The organism is Desertihabitans aurantiacus, assembly GCF_003344635.1.
GTDB lineage: Bacteria > Actinomycetota > Actinomycetes > Propionibacteriales > Propionibacteriaceae > Desertihabitans > Desertihabitans aurantiacus.
In genome coordinates, this window is sequence record NZ_QPKK01000060.1 from 1 (window position 1) to 15920 (window position 15920).

General features: G+C 73.5%; 16 protein-coding genes and 1 tRNA gene. 4 read left to right on the forward strand and 13 right to left on the reverse strand.

The annotated features are described in order from the left end of the window. Positions 1-211: 211 nt before the first annotated feature. From DVA66_RS07115 to DVA66_RS07175, 13 genes are all read right to left on the reverse strand, one after another. On the reverse strand, positions 212-949 hold the full coding sequence (locus tag DVA66_RS07115) for a hypothetical protein (RefSeq protein ID WP_114559445.1): 738 nt from the start codon (positions 947-949) through the stop codon (positions 212-214). Positions 950-1014: 65 nt separating this feature from the next. Continuing rightward, positions 1015-1239, reverse strand: a complete 225-nt coding sequence (locus DVA66_RS07120) for a hypothetical protein (RefSeq protein WP_114559446.1) — start codon at positions 1237-1239, stop codon at positions 1015-1017. Between the two features lie 144 nt (positions 1240-1383). Further along, entirely contained in the window at positions 1384-2055 is a 672-nt protein-coding gene (locus DVA66_RS07125; RefSeq protein ID WP_114559447.1) for a response regulator transcription factor, read from the reverse strand. Continuing rightward, complete coding sequence (locus DVA66_RS07130) at positions 2031-3290, reverse strand: sensor histidine kinase (RefSeq protein WP_114559448.1); 1260 nt, start codon at positions 3288-3290, stop codon at positions 2031-2033. The genes DVA66_RS07125 and DVA66_RS07130 overlap by 25 nt, the downstream gene beginning before the upstream one ends. Further along, positions 3287-4195, reverse strand: coding sequence for a type II secretion system F family protein (locus tag DVA66_RS07135; protein WP_114559449.1), 909 nt, complete (start codon positions 4193-4195; stop codon positions 3287-3289). Before DVA66_RS07135 ends, DVA66_RS07130 begins: the two co-directional genes overlap by 4 nt. Further along, on the reverse strand, positions 4195-5118 hold the full coding sequence (locus tag DVA66_RS07140; RefSeq protein WP_114559450.1) for a type II secretion system F family protein: 924 nt from the start codon (positions 5116-5118) through the stop codon (positions 4195-4197). Before DVA66_RS07140 ends, DVA66_RS07135 begins: the two co-directional genes overlap by 1 nt. Then, positions 5118-6431 carry a CpaF family protein gene (locus tag DVA66_RS07145; RefSeq protein WP_114559451.1) on the reverse strand — a complete coding sequence of 438 codons (1314 nt, stop codon included), beginning with the start codon at positions 6429-6431 and terminating at the stop codon, positions 5118-5120. Before DVA66_RS07145 ends, DVA66_RS07140 begins: the two co-directional genes overlap by 1 nt. Further along, on the reverse strand, positions 6428-6754 hold the full coding sequence (locus DVA66_RS07150) for a TadE/TadG family type IV pilus assembly protein (RefSeq protein ID WP_114559452.1): 327 nt from the start codon (positions 6752-6754) through the stop codon (positions 6428-6430). The genes DVA66_RS07145 and DVA66_RS07150 overlap by 4 nt, the downstream gene beginning before the upstream one ends. Further along, the gene (locus DVA66_RS07155) at positions 6751-8349 is read right to left on the reverse strand and encodes an AAA family ATPase (protein ID WP_114559453.1); all 1599 of its coding nucleotides are present in this window, start codon (positions 8347-8349) and stop codon (positions 6751-6753) included. The genes DVA66_RS07150 and DVA66_RS07155 overlap by 4 nt, the downstream gene beginning before the upstream one ends. Next, positions 8346-9071: a Flp pilus assembly protein CpaB gene (gene cpaB, locus DVA66_RS07160; protein WP_114559454.1), complete on the reverse strand. Its 726-nt coding sequence runs from the start codon at positions 9069-9071 to the stop codon at positions 8346-8348. The genes DVA66_RS07155 and cpaB overlap by 4 nt, the downstream gene beginning before the upstream one ends. Beyond that, positions 9071-9928, reverse strand: a complete 858-nt coding sequence (locus DVA66_RS07165) for a hypothetical protein (RefSeq protein ID WP_114559455.1) — start codon at positions 9926-9928, stop codon at positions 9071-9073. The genes cpaB and DVA66_RS07165 overlap by 1 nt, the downstream gene beginning before the upstream one ends. A 113-nt stretch (positions 9929-10041) precedes the next feature. After that, a complete protein-coding gene (locus DVA66_RS07170) occupies positions 10042-11958 on the reverse strand; it encodes a vWA domain-containing protein (RefSeq protein ID WP_198671556.1) in 1917 nt (638 codons plus the stop codon). 98 nt (positions 11959-12056) lie between these two features. After that, positions 12057-12773, reverse strand: a complete 717-nt coding sequence (locus tag DVA66_RS07175) for a prepilin peptidase (protein WP_157973883.1) — start codon at positions 12771-12773, stop codon at positions 12057-12059. Positions 12774-12809: 36 nt separating this feature from the next. Between DVA66_RS07175 and DVA66_RS07180 the strand changes: the two genes are divergently transcribed. The 4 genes from DVA66_RS07180 (at position 12810) to DVA66_RS07195 (ending at position 15547) form a co-directional block, all read left to right on the forward strand. Beyond that, entirely contained in the window at positions 12810-13346 is a 537-nt protein-coding gene (locus tag DVA66_RS07180; protein WP_157973884.1) for a hypothetical protein, read from the forward strand. A gap of 125 nt (positions 13347-13471) precedes the next feature. After that, positions 13472-14947: a hypothetical protein gene (locus DVA66_RS07185; protein WP_114559459.1), complete on the forward strand. Its 1476-nt coding sequence runs from the start codon at positions 13472-13474 to the stop codon at positions 14945-14947. Next, positions 14935-15408, forward strand: a complete 474-nt coding sequence (locus tag DVA66_RS07190) for a hypothetical protein (protein ID WP_157973885.1) — start codon at positions 14935-14937, stop codon at positions 15406-15408. Before DVA66_RS07185 ends, DVA66_RS07190 begins: the two co-directional genes overlap by 13 nt. Before the next feature lie 66 nt (positions 15409-15474). Continuing rightward, positions 15475-15547, forward strand: a tRNA-Arg gene (locus tag DVA66_RS07195). Positions 15548-15920: the final 373 nt, after the last annotated feature.

The window sequence follows — 15920 nt, forward strand, 5'->3', positions numbered from 1 at the left end:
CGTCGCGGCGGCCGGGCCCCGGGCGGCACTGCTCGCGCTGCTGCCCTGGCTGGCCGGGCCGGTGCTGGGGCCGCTCGCCGGCCGGGTCGTGCCGGCGGTGCTGCACCTCTCGGGCTGGCGCCGTGGCCGTCGCGGGCCCGTGCGGAGACGCTGACCAGGACATCAGGCGGGTCGCTGGTGGCGACGGGGCCGCGGCGACCGCCGGGTCGTCTCAGGCGGTCAGCCGGGGTTCGAGCTCGTCCAGCAGGTCGACCAGGCTGCCCAGGTCGAGGCTGAACTCCTCGTCCTCGGGGTCGAAGACCGCCTCGATCGCGCCGAACCCGCAGTCGATGGTGGTGTCCACCGGCTCCGGGCGCTCGGGCTCCTCGGCGTCTTCCTCGTCGGAGTCCTCCGGGTCGGGCTCCGGCTCGGGCTCGGGGACGGTGAAGTCGGGGTCGAGGAGGCAGCCGTCGAGGTCGAGGCCTGTCTCGGCCTCCGCGCGGGCGAGGACCTGCTGGCCGCGGACCGGCTGCTGGGCGCGGACCGTCACCGAGACGGTGCCGTCGGCCAGGTCGTAGCAGTAGTCGGTCAGTTCGGCGCCGTTGGCGGCGGCGAGGTCGGCGGCGTCGCTGCTGCCGAACTGCGAGCAGCCGCTCGAGAAGGCGTCGTCGAGGTCTGCGACGGTGTCGAAGGTGTCGCCCAGCAGGTCGGGCAGCTCGTCGAGGGCGGCGTCGGCCCCGGCGAGGGCGGCGGCGTCGGCGGCGTACTGGGTGTGGGAGGTCCGCTGCCCGGCCACGGTCATCCACATCACCAGCCCGACGGCGGCGACCAGCGCGATGAAGCCCATCAGCAGGATCGCCGAGACCGGGCCCGAGCCGCGCTCGCGCCGTCGCCGCGCGGCCGCGGAGCCGGACGCGCCGGTCCGCACCCCCTCCTGCACCATGTCGACCTCCGCCATCTCCCCGATCACCTCCCTGACGACAGCACGGAGGCCGGTGGGGCGCACCCACCGGCCTCCGGCCTGGAGCAGCTGGCTCAGGCGCCGCCGCCGGCCTGGGTGGTCACCTTGGTGATGGCGTCGGTGACGATCTGGGCGAGGTTGAAGCTGCTCGCCGCGGTGATCAGCGCGACGACGATGATGGCCGCGACGGCGAACATGCCGACGTACTCCAGGGTGCTCTGGCCGGCCTCGCGACGGTTGTTCAGCCGGTCGACGAGGGTCATCTGCAGCATCAGCAGGGTGGTGGCGATCTTGTTCATCTCTGTCTCCTCTGGTTCGGCCCGGCGGGCCCGGTGGCGGTGAGCCTTGTCCGGCTCCGACGAGTAGAACGTTAGGCGAGCGGGGGTGCAGCCGGCATGGGCCCGGGGGCCCAACGGTGGGCCCAAACCCGGGCCGGTCGCCGCTCACCGGCCGGTCAGCCACAGCGAGATGGCCTGGCTGCGGTGGCTGACGTGGAGCTTGGCGAAGATCCGGTTGATGTGGTTCTTCACCGTCTTCTCCGAGATGAACAGCGCACTGGCGATACCGGCGTTGGTCGTCCCGGCGGCGATCATCGTCATCACCTCGGCCTCGCGCTCCGACAGCCCGAACCGCTCGGCCATCACCTGGGCGGCCGGGCGGGGGTCGGACAGCGCGCTGAGCGCCGCGGCGGAGAAGGTGCCGGTGCCCCGGGCGGCCATCCGGACGGCGTTGACCAGCTCCACCTCGGTGAAGTGCCCGTGCACCAGGTAGCCCTTGGCGCCGGCCCGCACCGCGGCGGTGACCACCTCGCTGGACTCGGAGTAGGTGAGCATCAGCACGTTGGTCGAGGCGGCGATCTCGGCGGCTGCGCTGACCCCGTCCTGACGGGGCATCCGGACGTCGAGCAGCATCACCGTCGGCCGCCGGGAGCGCACCAGCGCGATCGCCGCCGCCCCGTCACCGACCTCCCCGACCACCTCGATGTCGGGGGTGGTCGCCAGCAGGCCGGCGATCCCCATCCGCACCACGGCGTTGTCGTCGGCGATCCCGACGGTGATCGTCTGCTGTGCCTCGCCCGCAGGCTCGTGGCTCACCCGTGCCGGCGCGCTGTCCATCTGACCGTCGTCCCCCCTCCGGGCTGTGAGCTGATGGTGGCGGTCCCGCCGAGCTGCTCGGCCCGCTCACGGACCCCGCGCAACCCGAAGTGGCCCGCGCGCTCGCGCTCGGGCACGTCCGCGAGGTCGAACCCGCGGCCGTCGTCGACGACCTCCAGGACGATCTCGTCGGCCCCGCCCTCCAGCGAGACCTGCACCCGGGACGCCCGGGCGTGCTGCTCGACGTTGTGCAGCACCTCGCGCAGGGCCGTCCGCATCTGGGCGGTCACCTCGGCCGACGCGTCCACCGCACGCACCGTGCTGAGCTCGACCTCGACGCCGCTGGCGGCCGACCAGCGCTGCAGCTCCTCGTTGACCACCTCGACGGTGGGCCGGTCGACCTGGCCGGTGCGCAGCGTCATCAGCAGGCTGCGGGCCTCGCCCGAGGCGATCTCGCTCGCCTCGGCCAGCGAGGTGGCCAGCTCCTGCACCAGGGCGGGCCGGTGCTCGACGGCCCGGCTGAGCGCGCGGGCGCCGAGGGAGATGCCGTGCAGGGACTTGCCGACCGAGTCGTGCATGTCGCGCGCCAGCCGGGCGCGCTCCTCGGCGGCGGCGACAGCGGCCATCGCCTCGGCGGCGTCGCGGCGGGCGGCCAGCACGCTGACGAAGGTGTAGCGGATGACGGTGCCGATCACGCAGACGCCGGCCAGCAGCACCGGCAGCCCGGCGAGCACCGAGAGCCATTCGAGGAGTCCGTCGGGGGCGGAGGGGGCGAGCAGGGTGGGGCTGGTGAGTGCCCCGAGGGAGAGCGGCACCATCAGCAGCGCGAGCTGGCGACGGGGGAACAGCAGGCCCACCGCGAGCGCCGAGCAGACCGCGGCCAGTGCGGCCGGCTGCCCGACTGCGGAGGTGACCAGCAGCAGGACGCTGAGAGCCACATCGAGGGAGGCCAGGATGGGGTGGCGCAGGACGCGCCGGATGGCGCCGGGGCTGCGGCCGAACAGCAGGCTGGTGACCGTGAGCCCGGTGAGCGCGAGGACCGAGGGCCACCCAGCGTCCCGGCTGGCGAAGACCGCCGGCGAGGCGAGGGCCAGGCAGACCAGGCGGGCGGTGAAGACCCAGCGGACCACGTTGACGAAGTGCGGCTCGTCCAGCACCCCGGCGGCGGGACCGCGGCCGACGGCGTCCTCCGGGGTGGGCAGGCCCGAGCGGGGACTGGTCGCCCCACCTGCCGGTGCCTGGGCGTCCGAGGTCATCCGAACGTCTCGAGCAGTGCGCCGAGGTCGATCTCGGCGCCGAGGACGATGCCGACCAGGATCAGCAGCAGGGTGGCCGGGACGAGCACGAGGGAGGTCACCAGGGTGACCCGGGGCGCGGTCTGGGCCGCGCGGCGGCGGGCCGCCTGGGCGCTCGCGCGGCGCATGTCCCGGGCGATCTGGTTGAGCGTCTCCACCAGCGGGGCACCCAGTTCCTCGGCCTGCAGGAACGCGGTGACGAACGTCTTCATCGCCGCCGAGCCGCTGCGCTGCTCCATCCCGGCGAAGGCGACCCGGATGCTGGCCCCGTGGGACAGCTGGTCGAGGGTGAGCCGGACCTCGTCGGAGATCGGGCCGCTGAACCGGTCGGTCACCCGGGCCAGCGCGGCCCGGAATGCGATCCCGGCGGTCACCGTGACGGCGAGGACGTCGAGGAAGTCGGGCAGGTCCCGGTCGATGCTCTCCCGGCGTCGGCGGGCCTGGGAGGCGACCGGCATCAGGGGCAGCACCACCACCACGACGGGGACCAGCAGCAGCGCCAGCCACTGCTCGGCGGCCAGGAAGATGATGGTCACCGGCAGCATCAGCAGGGCCCAGAGCACCACCCGGCGCAGCAGGCTGTCCACGCTCACCCCGCTCGGCCGCCCGGCGTGGTCGATCTGGCGCTGCAGGTAGCGCACGGTGGCGCCGCCGATCAGCTGGCGCAGCGCCGGGACGAGCGCGCCGGAGAGCCGGTCCAGCAGTGAGCGGCGCGACTCGCGCCGCCGCTCGTCGCGCAGCAGCACCAGGTCGGAGGCGTCCAGGTAGTCGCTGGGGCGGGCCCGGACCATCCGGTAGCCGAGCAGGAAGACCACGAACGCGCCACAGGCGCCGAGGGCGGGCCAGAGCGTGGAGAAGGTGAACATCAGCGCTCCACCCGCGTCATCCGACGCACCAGCAGGGTGCCGAGGACGAACAGCCCGCCGGAGACCACCAGGGTGATCTGGCCGACCAGGTTCTGCGTCATCCGCTCCACCGTGCCGGGCTGGACGGTGTTGAGCACGAGCAGCATGCCGATCCCCATCGCGGTCACCAGCGTGGCGGTGCTGCGCGCCTGGGCCAGCGTGGTGCGGATCTCGCGGCGCACCTCCTTGCGCTCGTCGAGGGTGAGGGAGATGTCGCGCAGTGCCTGCACCAGCGAACCGCCCGAGCGGGCACTCACCACGAGGGTCGACATCAGCACCCGGACCTCACGGGCCGGCAGCCGCTCACCCATCTGCAGCATCGCCTCCTCGAGGGTGGAGCCGAACCGGACGGCGGCGTTGAGCTTGGCGATCTCGGTGCGGGCCGGCTCGACCATCTCCTGCTCGGCGACCGCCCACGCGGTGGCGATGCTGAGCCCGGCATTGGTGGCGTTGGACAGCACCCGCGCCAGCTCGGGGATCTGCTGGACGAACTTCTCCTGCCGCCGCTCCCGGGCCTGGCTCAGCCACACGCGCAGCAGCAGGAAGCCGCTGGCCGCGCCGACGACCGCGAAGGCGGGGGCCAGCACCTGGGCCAGCACGAACGGCATGGTCACCGTCACCGCGAGCAGCCCGCCCAGAACCACCAGGGGAGGGGCCGTGACACCGGCGAGGACGAGCTCGCGCTCGAGCAGCCGGCCGGCCCGGGTGCGGACGAACTGCCGGTTCAGCCGGTTGAACCGCGACTCCGGCGCCTCCTGCCGCCGGGTGCCGGCCAGGGTGGCGTTGACCAGGTGGCGGTGGTCGGCCGAGCTGATCGCGAACTGGGTCGCCCCGCCGATCGCCAGCACCACGAAGGCGACCAGGCCGACGTAGATCCAGAGCATCAGCGCGGCTCCCGCGGCCAGGTGTCCGGGACGGTCTCGCCGGCCCGGGTGAGGGCGGTGAGCAGCCGCTCCGGCAGCGGGTGGTGCAGGAACCGGCGCTGCACCGGATCCCACTCCATCAGCGTCTGCAGCTGGTAGTCCTCCCGTCGCTTCGAGACCAGGAAGGCCATCTCGACGATCCGCCGGGTGCCGTCGGCGTCGCGGGTGAGCTGGACGACGAGGTGGATGGCGTTGTTGACCTGGTCGCGCAGGGCGGCGAAGGGCACGTCGATGTCGCTCATCGTGGCCAGCGTCTCGATCCGCGACAGGGCGTCCGCGGCCGAGTTCGCGTGCACCGTGGCCAGCGACCCGTCGTGGCCGGTGTTCATCGCCTGCAGCATGTCGAGAGCCTCCTCGCCCCGGACCTCGCCGACGATGATCCGGTCGGGCCGCATCCGCAGCGAGTTGCGCACCAGGTCGCGGATGGTGACGTCGCCGCGCCCGTCGACGTTGGCCGGTCGGGTCTCCAGCCGGATCACGTGCTCCTGGGTGAGCGAGAGCTCGGCGGCGTCCTCGACCGTGATGATCCGCTCCCGGGAGGGGACGAAGGCCGACAGGGCGTTGAGCATGGTCGTCTTCCCCGAGGCGGTGCCGCCGGAGACGATGATGCTCAGCCGGGCCCGCACGCAGGTCTCGAGGAGCTCGGCGGCCGCCTGGTCGAGGGTGCCGCGCTGCAGCAGCTCCGGTAGCCCGTAGGCCTTGGGGAACAGCCGGATCGTCACCACGGGGCCCGACAGCGACAGCGGCGGCAGCACCACGTTGACCCGGGCGCCGCGCGGCAGCCGGGCGTCGGCGGGGAGCCGGGCGTCGACCATCGGGCTGGACTCGTCGACGCGGCGGTTGACAGCGGAGACGATCCGGTCGATCGTCTGCAGCAGCTGGGGCTCGGAGGTGAACCCGGACGGGATCCGCTCGACCCGGCCGAACCGCTCGACGTACACGGTGTCGTGGCCGTTGATCATGATCTCGGAGATCGAGTCGTCGGCGAGCAGCGGCTCCAGCACACCGAGCCCGATCGCCTCGTCGACGACGCGGCGCACCAGGTTGGACCGCTCCCGGCTGGAGAGGATCACCGACTCCCGCGAGATCAGGTGGGCCATCACCCGTTCCAGCCGGGCCCGCCGCTCCTCGCTCTGCAGCCGCGACAGCTCCTGCAGGTCGACCTCGTCGAGCAGGATCTGCTTGAAGCGGCTGACCTGGGCGTCGTCGGTCTCGGTGTCGGTGCTGGTGACGCCCTGCGGGCGGGCGAAGCTGTCGTTGAAGGACCGCCTCACGGCATGACCACCTCTCGGGTGATCAGCCGGTCGCCCAGGACCAGCACCGCCGGGGCCTCGACGGTGACCCGGACCCCGTGGTGGGGACCGAAGGTCTCCACCCGGGCGAGCCGCACCGCACCGGGGAGGCTGCGCTGGGCGGCGGCGTGGGGGGACTGCTCCAGGGAGTGGGCGCGGGCGGCGTCCCGGGCGGCCTGGGAGGCGGCCTGGACGGTGTAGACGGCCGTCAGCAGCTGCATCAGCAGCACCAGGCCCAGGGCGACCAGCGGGACCAGCCCGACGAGCTCGACGCTCGCCGACCCGCGCTCGCGGCGGCGGCTCATCGGGGCTCCTCCACCACGGTGCGGTCGACGGCGACGGCCACCTCGGAGGTGACCCCCTCGCCGATCAGCAGCGGGCTGGAGACGCGGACCGAGACGGTGGCGGGGCCGCTGCGGCTGACGCTCAGCTCCGAGGCGAAGCCCGGGGGGAGCCGGTCCTGGGCGGCACGGGCCGGGTCCTCACCGATCGCGACCGCCCGGGCGGCGGAGTCGGCCGCGATGCCGGACCACACGAAGGAGACCCCGAGCAGCGCGGCCTGCAGGCAGACCACCAGCAGCACGACCGCGACCGGGATCAGCGCGGCGTTCTCCAGGCTGACCTGACCGGCCTCGGCGCGCTGGCGGAGCCGGCGCCGCGGGGCGGCCGGCTCGGGGGCGCGCTGCCGGCGGGCGGTGACCTCTGGCTCGGTCGCCGCCTGCTGCACCTCGCGGAACCGGCGGGTCAGCTCGAGCTCCTCGGCCAGCGCGCGCAGGGACTTCCACCAGACCCGGCTGCGGACCTCCGAGGGGGTGCGGCTGTTGCCGGCGCGCTCCAGCCCGCGGTCCAGGTCGGGCACCAGCACCTGGGTCCGTCCGCCCAGGACGAGCTGGTCGACGGTGTCGTTCTGGATCTCGCTGCGGCGCTGGAACCGGTTGACCACCACCTGCACGGAGTCGGCGCTGGAGACGGCCAGCGACTCCCAGGCCAGCACCTGCCGTCGCGCGGCCCGCAGCGCCGGCACGTCGGCCGTCACCACCTGCAGGGTGAGGTCGGCCGACTCGACCGCCGCCGCCTGGGTGGTGGTCACCGCCGAGCCGGTGTCGATCACCACCAGGTGGTAGAGGTTGCGCAGCTGGGCGACGACCCGGCGGACCGCCTCGGGGGTGACCACCTCGGTGTCGCGGATCTCCACCGGGGCGAGCAGCAGGTGCAGACCGCTGGCGTGCTCCACCACGGTGTCGGCGACGGCGCGGGCGGCGAGGTCCTCGCTGATCTTCGCCAGGTCGGCGATCGAGACCCGGTGGGCGACGTCGAGGTAGCTCGGCACGTCCCCCTTCTCCAGGTCGAGGTCGACCAGGCAGATCCGCATGTCCGGCTCGCTGGTGGCCAGATCCCAGGCCAGGTGGGTGGCCATCACGGTGGCCCCGACCCCGCCCTTGGCCCCGGCGACCGCCACCACCCGGGCGCCCCAGCTGCTGTCGTTCTGCTGCTCGCTCAGCTGGTTGGCGATCGCCGAGCGGACGCTCTGCGACCACTGCGACACCACCGTCAACCGCTGCTCGACCTCCTCCAGGCTGAAGGGGTAGGGGAGCACGGCGCGGGCGCCGACGTCGAGGGCGGTCCGGTAGGAGTCGGCGTCGCGCGCGGAGGTGACGACCACCACAGCCAGCGACGGCTGGCGCAGGGCCAGGTCCCGCAGCGGCGGCGCGATCGAGCCGGGCCCGAGCTGGTCGTGCACCACCAGCACGTTCGGGCGGTGGCTGAGCACGGCCGCGGTCATCTCCGAGGTGGAGTCGGCCACGAACGCGACCTCGAGATCGAGCTCGCTCTGGTCGAGCCGCGAGCGGAGCTCCTGGACCATCACCTGGTCGGCGATGGCGATGACAACACGGTTCACCGGTCGACCCCCTCCGGGACGGCTTCGCCGCCGAGCTCCTCGGCGTCGAAGGTCTTGCTCTCGTCACTGCGGTCCTGGGCCACACCCGGTGGCAGACCGACCAGCCGGACCTCCTCGGCGAAGGAGTTGGCGTAGGTGACGGCCAGGGCGCTGTCGGGCGGCAGCGCCAGGGTGACCGGGATGACGTCCTGCAGGGTGTCCTCGTCGCCGGTGACCACCTGCTTCTGCCCCTGCACCGACACCACCCGGACGTTCTCGGTGAGGATGCGGGCCTGCCGGGCCAGCCCGGGGACGTCGGCGAACACGGCGTAGACGTCGACCCGGTCGCCGGGCCGCACCCGGCCGGCCAGGCCGGTGACGGCGTCGACGTTGACCGCGATCTCGCGCTCGTCGGCCTCGAGGTCGCTCGGTGGCACCAGCAGGTCGAGGCTGACCGGCGAGCCGGCGGTCAGCGGCACCGCGATGACGCGGCCGTCGATGTCCTGGCTGTCGAGCACGGTGTTGGCTGCGGCCCAGCGCTCGGGGACCTCGACCGGCTCGGTGTTCTCTCCCGAGAGGCTGGTGAAGGCCGGCAGGTCGGTCGTCACCTGGTAGACCGTGACCATCGGGCCGACGCGGCTGTTGACATCGGCCACGAAGCCGGACACGCCGACGAAGACCAGGACGGCGGCCAGCATCGACAGGACCATCAGCAGCACGCCGCGGCGCTGGCGGGGGTTCATCAGCTGGCACCTACCTTCTCGGGTTCGTTCGGGGGTTCTGGGCTCGTTCCGGACCGCCGGCCCGCTGGGTCGGTCTCGTCCACACGGACCGGGGTGGTGGGGCTGGTGGGCGGGGCACCCGCCGGCGCGGCGGCCAGCCGCGGCGGGCCCTGGTTGCAGAAGGCGCAGCGGGGCCCGACCAGGCCCGCTCCGCAGGAGCGGCACGGCGGACCGGGGACGACCGCGGTGTGGACCGGGACGATGCCGGCCAGCTCGACCGAGGCGGCGGTGGCGTACGGCGCCCGGCCGACCGCGTGGCCCTCGACGGCGCGGACACCGGTGGGCAGCAGCACCTCGCGCAGCCGCTGCGGCACCTGCGCGGGGCAGAACCACTGCTCGCCGGAGGTGTGACCCAGACCAGCGCGGTCCGGCACCAGGGTCGGGACGCCGACCGTGGCGAGGTAGCCGCGGCCGGGCCAGGCCGCCGCCAGCACCTGGCCGAGGCCCGGCCGGGGCTCGGCCAGACCGGCCAGCCGGGGGTGCCAGAGCAGGGAGCGGCTGTGCGCGGTGACCTGCAGCACCTCCTGCACGACCCGGCCCGGGTCCGATCCGACGACGCGGTGCGCCACGCCGCTGGCGACCACCGCCAGCGTGAGGGCGTGGTGGGGGAGGGCGAGGACGCAGACCCCGCGGCCCGGCTGGGCGGCCACCAGCACCGAGGCCTGTTCCCGGGCGATCACCTCCAGGTGCTGGGGCGTCAGCACGAGCACCGGCCCGGGGCCGCCCCGGGCGACGAGCTCCAGCAGCGCCGACGGGTGGTCACCGGCGAGCCCGGGGACGCCGCCATGACCGGACCAGCCGTGAACGATGACCTGCACGCAGTCCTCCGTGGTGGTGTGGTCGGCGTCGTGGGAACCCGGGCAACTTAACAACACGGCGGGTCATCCCCGCCAGTGCGGACGACCCTGGGCCGGCCGGCGCCACGGCTGGTTCAGCGTTGCGGGCGTCCGCGGCGCAGCAGCCAGACGGCCAGGCCGACGACCAGCCCGACCGCCAGCAGCGTTCCGGTGGCCACGGCGGCGACGACACCGGCGCCCGGGCCGCCGGTCTCGTCGGGACCGGAGGGGGCGGGAGTCGAGGGCTCCGGAGGCGCCGGGGTGGCGGGAGCGCTGGCGGCCGGCGTGGGCGTCGGGTCGGGCTCGGCCTCCTCGTACTCGGGCAGCCCCGAGGGCTCGCCCTCGACGTCGAGGTTGATCCGGACCTCCATCAGCCGACCGACGGTGTCGCGGTTGGTGGTGCCGAGGGTGACCAGCAGGTAGTAGTCACCGGCCACCGAGGCGGCCGCGATCTGGGTCTGCCCGCTCTCGCGGTTGCGGATGCGGACCTCGGGGCTGCTGACGGTGATCTGGTCGGTCCGGTCGCCCTGCAGCACGGTGTAGCGGTTGACCAGCTGCTGCCGGCCCGGGGCGAGCAGACGGACCACCCCGGTGGCGGTCTCGAAGTTGCCCAGCTCCCAGGGCGAGCCCTCCTGGGGGAACTCGACGGTGGCGCTGAGCCGCTGCCCCGGTTGGAGGGGCACCCGGTAGACGAGGGTCTCGCCGGTGGCGAGGTCGTCGGTGGAGGAGCCGTCGGTGAGCTCGGCGGCGTTCGAGAACGAGACCCCGCCGACGACCTCCTCAGCGCCTCCCGACGGCTCCACCGGGTCGCCCTCGGAGTCCGAGCCGTCGTAGGAGGTGACCGGGTCGGGCAGCGACGCCTGGTCGACCACGGGAGCCTCCTCGTCCACGACCAGCTCCACGCCGATCTCGTCCTCGGCGCGGGGAGAGGTGCGGGTGACGGCCAGCAGCAGCGGCTCGGTCGCGCACGCATCGGCGCGCTCGCTCTCGTCGTCGGGCCCGGCGGTCACCCCGGCGGTGGTGATCTCGCTGCCGAGGTAGCTGATGTCGAAGCTGCTGCGCTGGTCGCAGCGCTGGCCGGAGGCGGTCCTGAGCTCGAGCTGCCAGGCCTCGTCGGTCATCCCCTGGATGGCAGTGACGACGGCGGCCAGGGAGACGCGGACGGTGGATCCGGGTCGTCGCTCGATGCGGTACCAGGACGGTTCCCTGCCGGCGGGCAGGGTGTCGACGTACTGCCCTGCGTTGATCGCGGCGGCGTCGGTCTCGCCGGCCCCGCCGCGCACCGGCGTGCCGGTGAGGGTGAACGGCCGCAGGGCCCGCGTCGTGAGCTTGTCGATGGAGTCCGACAGCTCCTCGGACTCGTCGGCGTCGTAGTAGCTGCCCCCGCCGGCCTCGGCGATGCACTGCAGCTGCTCGCGGGCCTCCGCGCCGACGTCGAGACCGATGGCGTTGAACTGCAGGTCGACCCCGGAGCCGGCCAGCTCCTCGGCGACCGGGCAGGGGTCGGGGACGCAGTTCTCCTCCCCGTCGGAGATGAGCACGAGGACGCGGTTGCCCTCGGTGCCAAGGTCCTTGACGGCCTGCTGCATCGAGTAGGCGATCGGGGTCTCGCCGACCGCCTCGAAGGAGTCCACCGCCTCGTACATGGCGTCCCGGTCCAGCGGGCCGACGGGGAGCACCAGCTCGGAGTCCTCGCACGCCCGGGGGTCCTCCTCCTGGGGTGCGGCGATCTCGGAGCCGTAGACGCGCAACCCCACCCGGGTGCCGGCCGGCAGCTCGTCGGCCACCTCCTTGAGGGCCTCCTTGGCGGCGGCGAGCTTGGTGCCGCCGGAGCTGATCTCCTCGTTCATCGACCCGGACACGTCGAGCAGCAGCAGGACCGAGGTCTCCTCCTCCGCCCACGCCCGCGGAGCGGTGCCGAGCACCGCGCTGCTGAGCAGGGCGCCCAGGGTCAGCCACCACACCAGCGGGGACAGCCGTCTGCGGTCCTGCCGGGTCTGCCTGGTCGACACGTCGCATCCTTCCTGGGCACCGGACGTGCCCGGCGGGCCCGGGCCATCCCACCACACCTCCGGACCACCAGGCATCGACCGGTTGCCCGCCGGGGCACTCATCCGGTGCCGAGCAGCACCCACGGGTAGGCGCCGAGGACCATCACCGGGCCGTACGACACGTAGCTGCGTCGCCCGGCGCGGCGGCTCAGCAGCAGCACGGCCGCGATGACGCCGCCGAGGATGAAGCCGGTGAGCAGCCCGAGCACGGCCGTCATCGGCGCGAGCCAGCCCAGCAGGCCACCGAGCACGCCGGCGAGCTTCACGTCACCCAGCCCCAGGCCCTCCGAGCCCGCCGCGATGAGGGCGAGGACGAGGTAGACCAGGACGGCTCCTCCCGCGCAGGCCGCCGCCCATGCGAGCGCCTCCCAGCGCTGCTCGGCCCAGGAGCACAGGGTGAGCAGCACGGCGGCAGCGGGGTAGGCGGGCAACGTCAACCGGTCGGGCAGCCGGCGCACGTCGAGGTCGATGACCATCAGGGCGACCGCCCAGACCCAGGCGAGGAGGTACGTCAGCGTCCTGGCGACCGACCAGTCGAGGGCGAACGGGACGGCCAGCAGCGCGCCGAGGAACACCGTGCCCGCACTCAGCCAGCCCGGTGCGGTGTGGTGCACCACGTCGTCGTCGTAGCGGTAGCGTCGCCGGCCCAGCCAGAGGGCGGTGCCGAGGCCGAGCAGGGCAGCCAGCACCAGCCCCCACCACTCCATCACCACACCTCCGACGTCCTCGGTCGACGGCCCCTCGGCCGCGCCGAATGTATCGTGCGGGCCGGACACGTTCGGCGGACCGCTGCGCGCGGAGGAGAGGACGTCATGCTTCGAGGACTGCTGGTGCGGTGGTCGGCCCTGCTGCTCTGCCTGGGTGTGCTGGGCCTGACGGCCTGCACCGACCCCGAGGACGCCCGCTACGTCCGGGAGGAGACCGGCCGGTTGTCGGTCGACCGTCCGGCGGCGTGGACGACCCCGGTCGAGGTGCAGGAGCCGTGGACCGCGGGCTACCGGCTGGGTCCGGACTCGGTCGAGCAGATCCAGCTGTCGGGGCTGCTCGGCGAGTACGCCACCGCCTCCGAGGCCGCCGCCACCCTCATCGGCCAGGCCCAGGTCGCCCCGGGCCTCGACGGGTTCGAGATCGTCGAGACCCGTGAGGTGACCATCGAGGGCGCCACCACCGGGCAGGTCACCCGGTACACGATCAACTCCCCCGACGGGGGCCAGGTGTCGGGGACGTGGGTGGTCGCCGCCCGGTTCCCCTACCCGCAGGCGGTCGCGGTGTCGATCCTCACACCCGTCCACGACCCGGAGCTGGAGCGCCGCGTGGTGGAGTCGATGGAGCTGCACGCCGAGCAGTGAGAGACGGTGTTGGGCCCCTCGGTGGGCCCTGGGGCCCATGCCGGCTGACCCGCCCGGGTCATAGGTTCGACTCCGCGAGCAGCTCCGGCGGACGGGGCTGGCGGGATCGGGAGTGGGGAGCGGGCATGGGAGGTCCGAGTCGGCGGCCGTTCGGTCGGGAGACCGGGGCGGGCACGCTCGAGTACGTGGGGGCGTTCGCCGTCGCGGCCGTGCTGGTCGTGGCGCTGATCGCGTCCTCGGCACCGTCGATGCTGCCGACCATCGCTCAGCAGGCGATCTGCACGGTGCGGGCCGCCGCCGGCCTGGAGGGAGGGTGCTCCGAGCAGGCACCGACCACCGAGCAGCCGACCGATCCGACCTTCGACCCCAAGCCGGACAAGTGCAAGATCAACGAGCAGTCCGAGCGGGTCAGCAGCGAGGTGAAGATCGCCTTCATCTCGATCGGGGAGAACGCCGGCTTCATCGAGACCACCTTCAGCGACGGCACGGTCACCTACACCGTGACGGACGGCGCCGGCGTGGGCGTCGACGGCGGCGTGGGGGCCAAGTTCGACATCGGCAAGGTCGAGGCGGAGGCGAAGGTCGACTTCGGGGCCGGGCTGGAGTACAGCTACGGCAGCACGTGGACCTTCGACGACGCCGAGCAGGCCCAGCAGATGCGCGAGCAGCTCGACGAGTACCTCATGCAGCAGGAGATCGCGAGCCAGCGTGGTGGGTGGGCCTACTTCCTGTTCAACGACGAGGTCGACCCGCCCGAGCCGCCGAGCCAGAGCGTCTCCACCGTCAAGGTGGATGGCGAGGCCGGTCTCAGCGTCGGACTGAGCCTGCCCTGGGGTGATGACGACGGCGGGAGCAACGGGAGCAGCGGCAGCAGCGGGAGCAGCGGGAGCAGCGGGAGCAGCGGCGGAGACGGGGACAGCGAGGAGAGGACCGCCTGGAACCTGCCCGACGGCGGCGTCAGCTTCGGCGGCAGCGGCACCTGGACCCAGATCCACAACAACGAGACGGGCGACACCACCTGGACCACCACCGACAGCGGGTTCGTCGCCGCCGACGGCGCGATCGGGCCGCTGTCGGGTGAGCTGAAGGGGGTCGCGGGCTCGAGCCTGGCGATCACCCGCGACCGCGACGGCAACATCACCCGCGTCGCCCTGGTGACCACCCACGAGGGCAGCGCGCAGGGCACCCTCGGCTTCGGCGACAAGGGCAGGGGCGGCGCGATCTCCGACAGCTCGACCGACGGCAACCTGACCGTCAGCACCACCAGCCTGGCGGTGGACACGCCGGAGCAGCGGGAGCTGGTCAACGCCTGGCTGGACTCGGGCGGGCTGACCACCCCGGAGATGCTGATGCCGACCCAGGCCGTCGCGGGCGACGACATCCAGAACCTCTTCTACACCAACGCCCAGGTGAGCAACGTCGAGTACGACCACGTGACCGACACCTCCGGGTTCGCCGCCGAGGTCAAGCTCGGGGTCGGTCTCGGTGTCGACTTCAGCATGACCACCGAGGAGACGTCCGCGGTCGACGCCAGCTACCTCGGCATCCCCGGGCCCGACGGCGTCCGTCCTCCGGTCACCTTCAGCGAGTGCATCGCGTGATGGTGGCCGAGCACGGGCTGCACCAGCGCCGGTACGCCCTCAGCCGGCGCCCGGGACGGGTCCCGGTGGCACGGCTGGTCCCGCGGGCGTTCCTGCTGGTGGTGGGCGGGCACGCGGCGGGCGGGTTCGCCAGCACCCTGCTCATCGGCAGCAGCAGGTCGTTGAGCCTGCTGCCCTACGTGGGCTTCCTGGTGCCGCTGTGCAGCGGGCTGGCGGCCGGGATCGGGCTGGGTCTGCTGCTGCGGGGTGAACGCGTGGACCGGCTGGGTCGCCTCGTGCTGGGAGCCGGGTGGGCGCTGCTGCTGCTCACCGTGTTCGCCGTCGTCCGGGCCACCCAGATGGCCGACGCGGTCCTGACGGCCCCGCCGTGGGGGGAGCTGGCGGTGGTCGTCGTCATCGCGGTCGCCGTGCAGTGCGCGGTGGCGTGGGCGCTGTGGACGTCCAGCGAGCGGTTGCAGTGACCCGGTAGCGGCCGCGGCGCACGGGGGCCGAGCCCGGCGCTGCGGTACCGTGACGTCAGGTGTCTGGCCCCTGTAGCTCAGCGGATAGAGCAGGAGCCTTCTAATCTCTTGGTCGCAGGTTCGAGTCCTGCCGGGGGCGCCGGGCGGGTGGCAGCCCGCGAGCACCGAGGAGGGGGGCGGCCGGCGGTACCACCTCAGCCTCTGGTGCTCGCCGCAGGCGCCCTGGTCCTCGGTCTGGGCGCCGCCGCGCTGGACGCCGGACGTCCGTGGTTGCTGGGCGGTCAGGGGTCGCGGTGCTGGAGCTCCCGGGCCGGGACGGGCCGGCGGCTGACGGCCCCGGCGGCGCCGCCGGACCTCCGGTCAGGGGCGCCGCGGCTGGCGCCGGGGTGGCCGAGGTCCTTGTACGCTGGCCGGCATGTCGGTGCAGGCCTCCCACGGCGACGTCGATCGGCGGCGCGCACGTCGGCGCAACGGCCTACCGGTCCCGCGCCGGGGCGACCTGGCCCGACGCC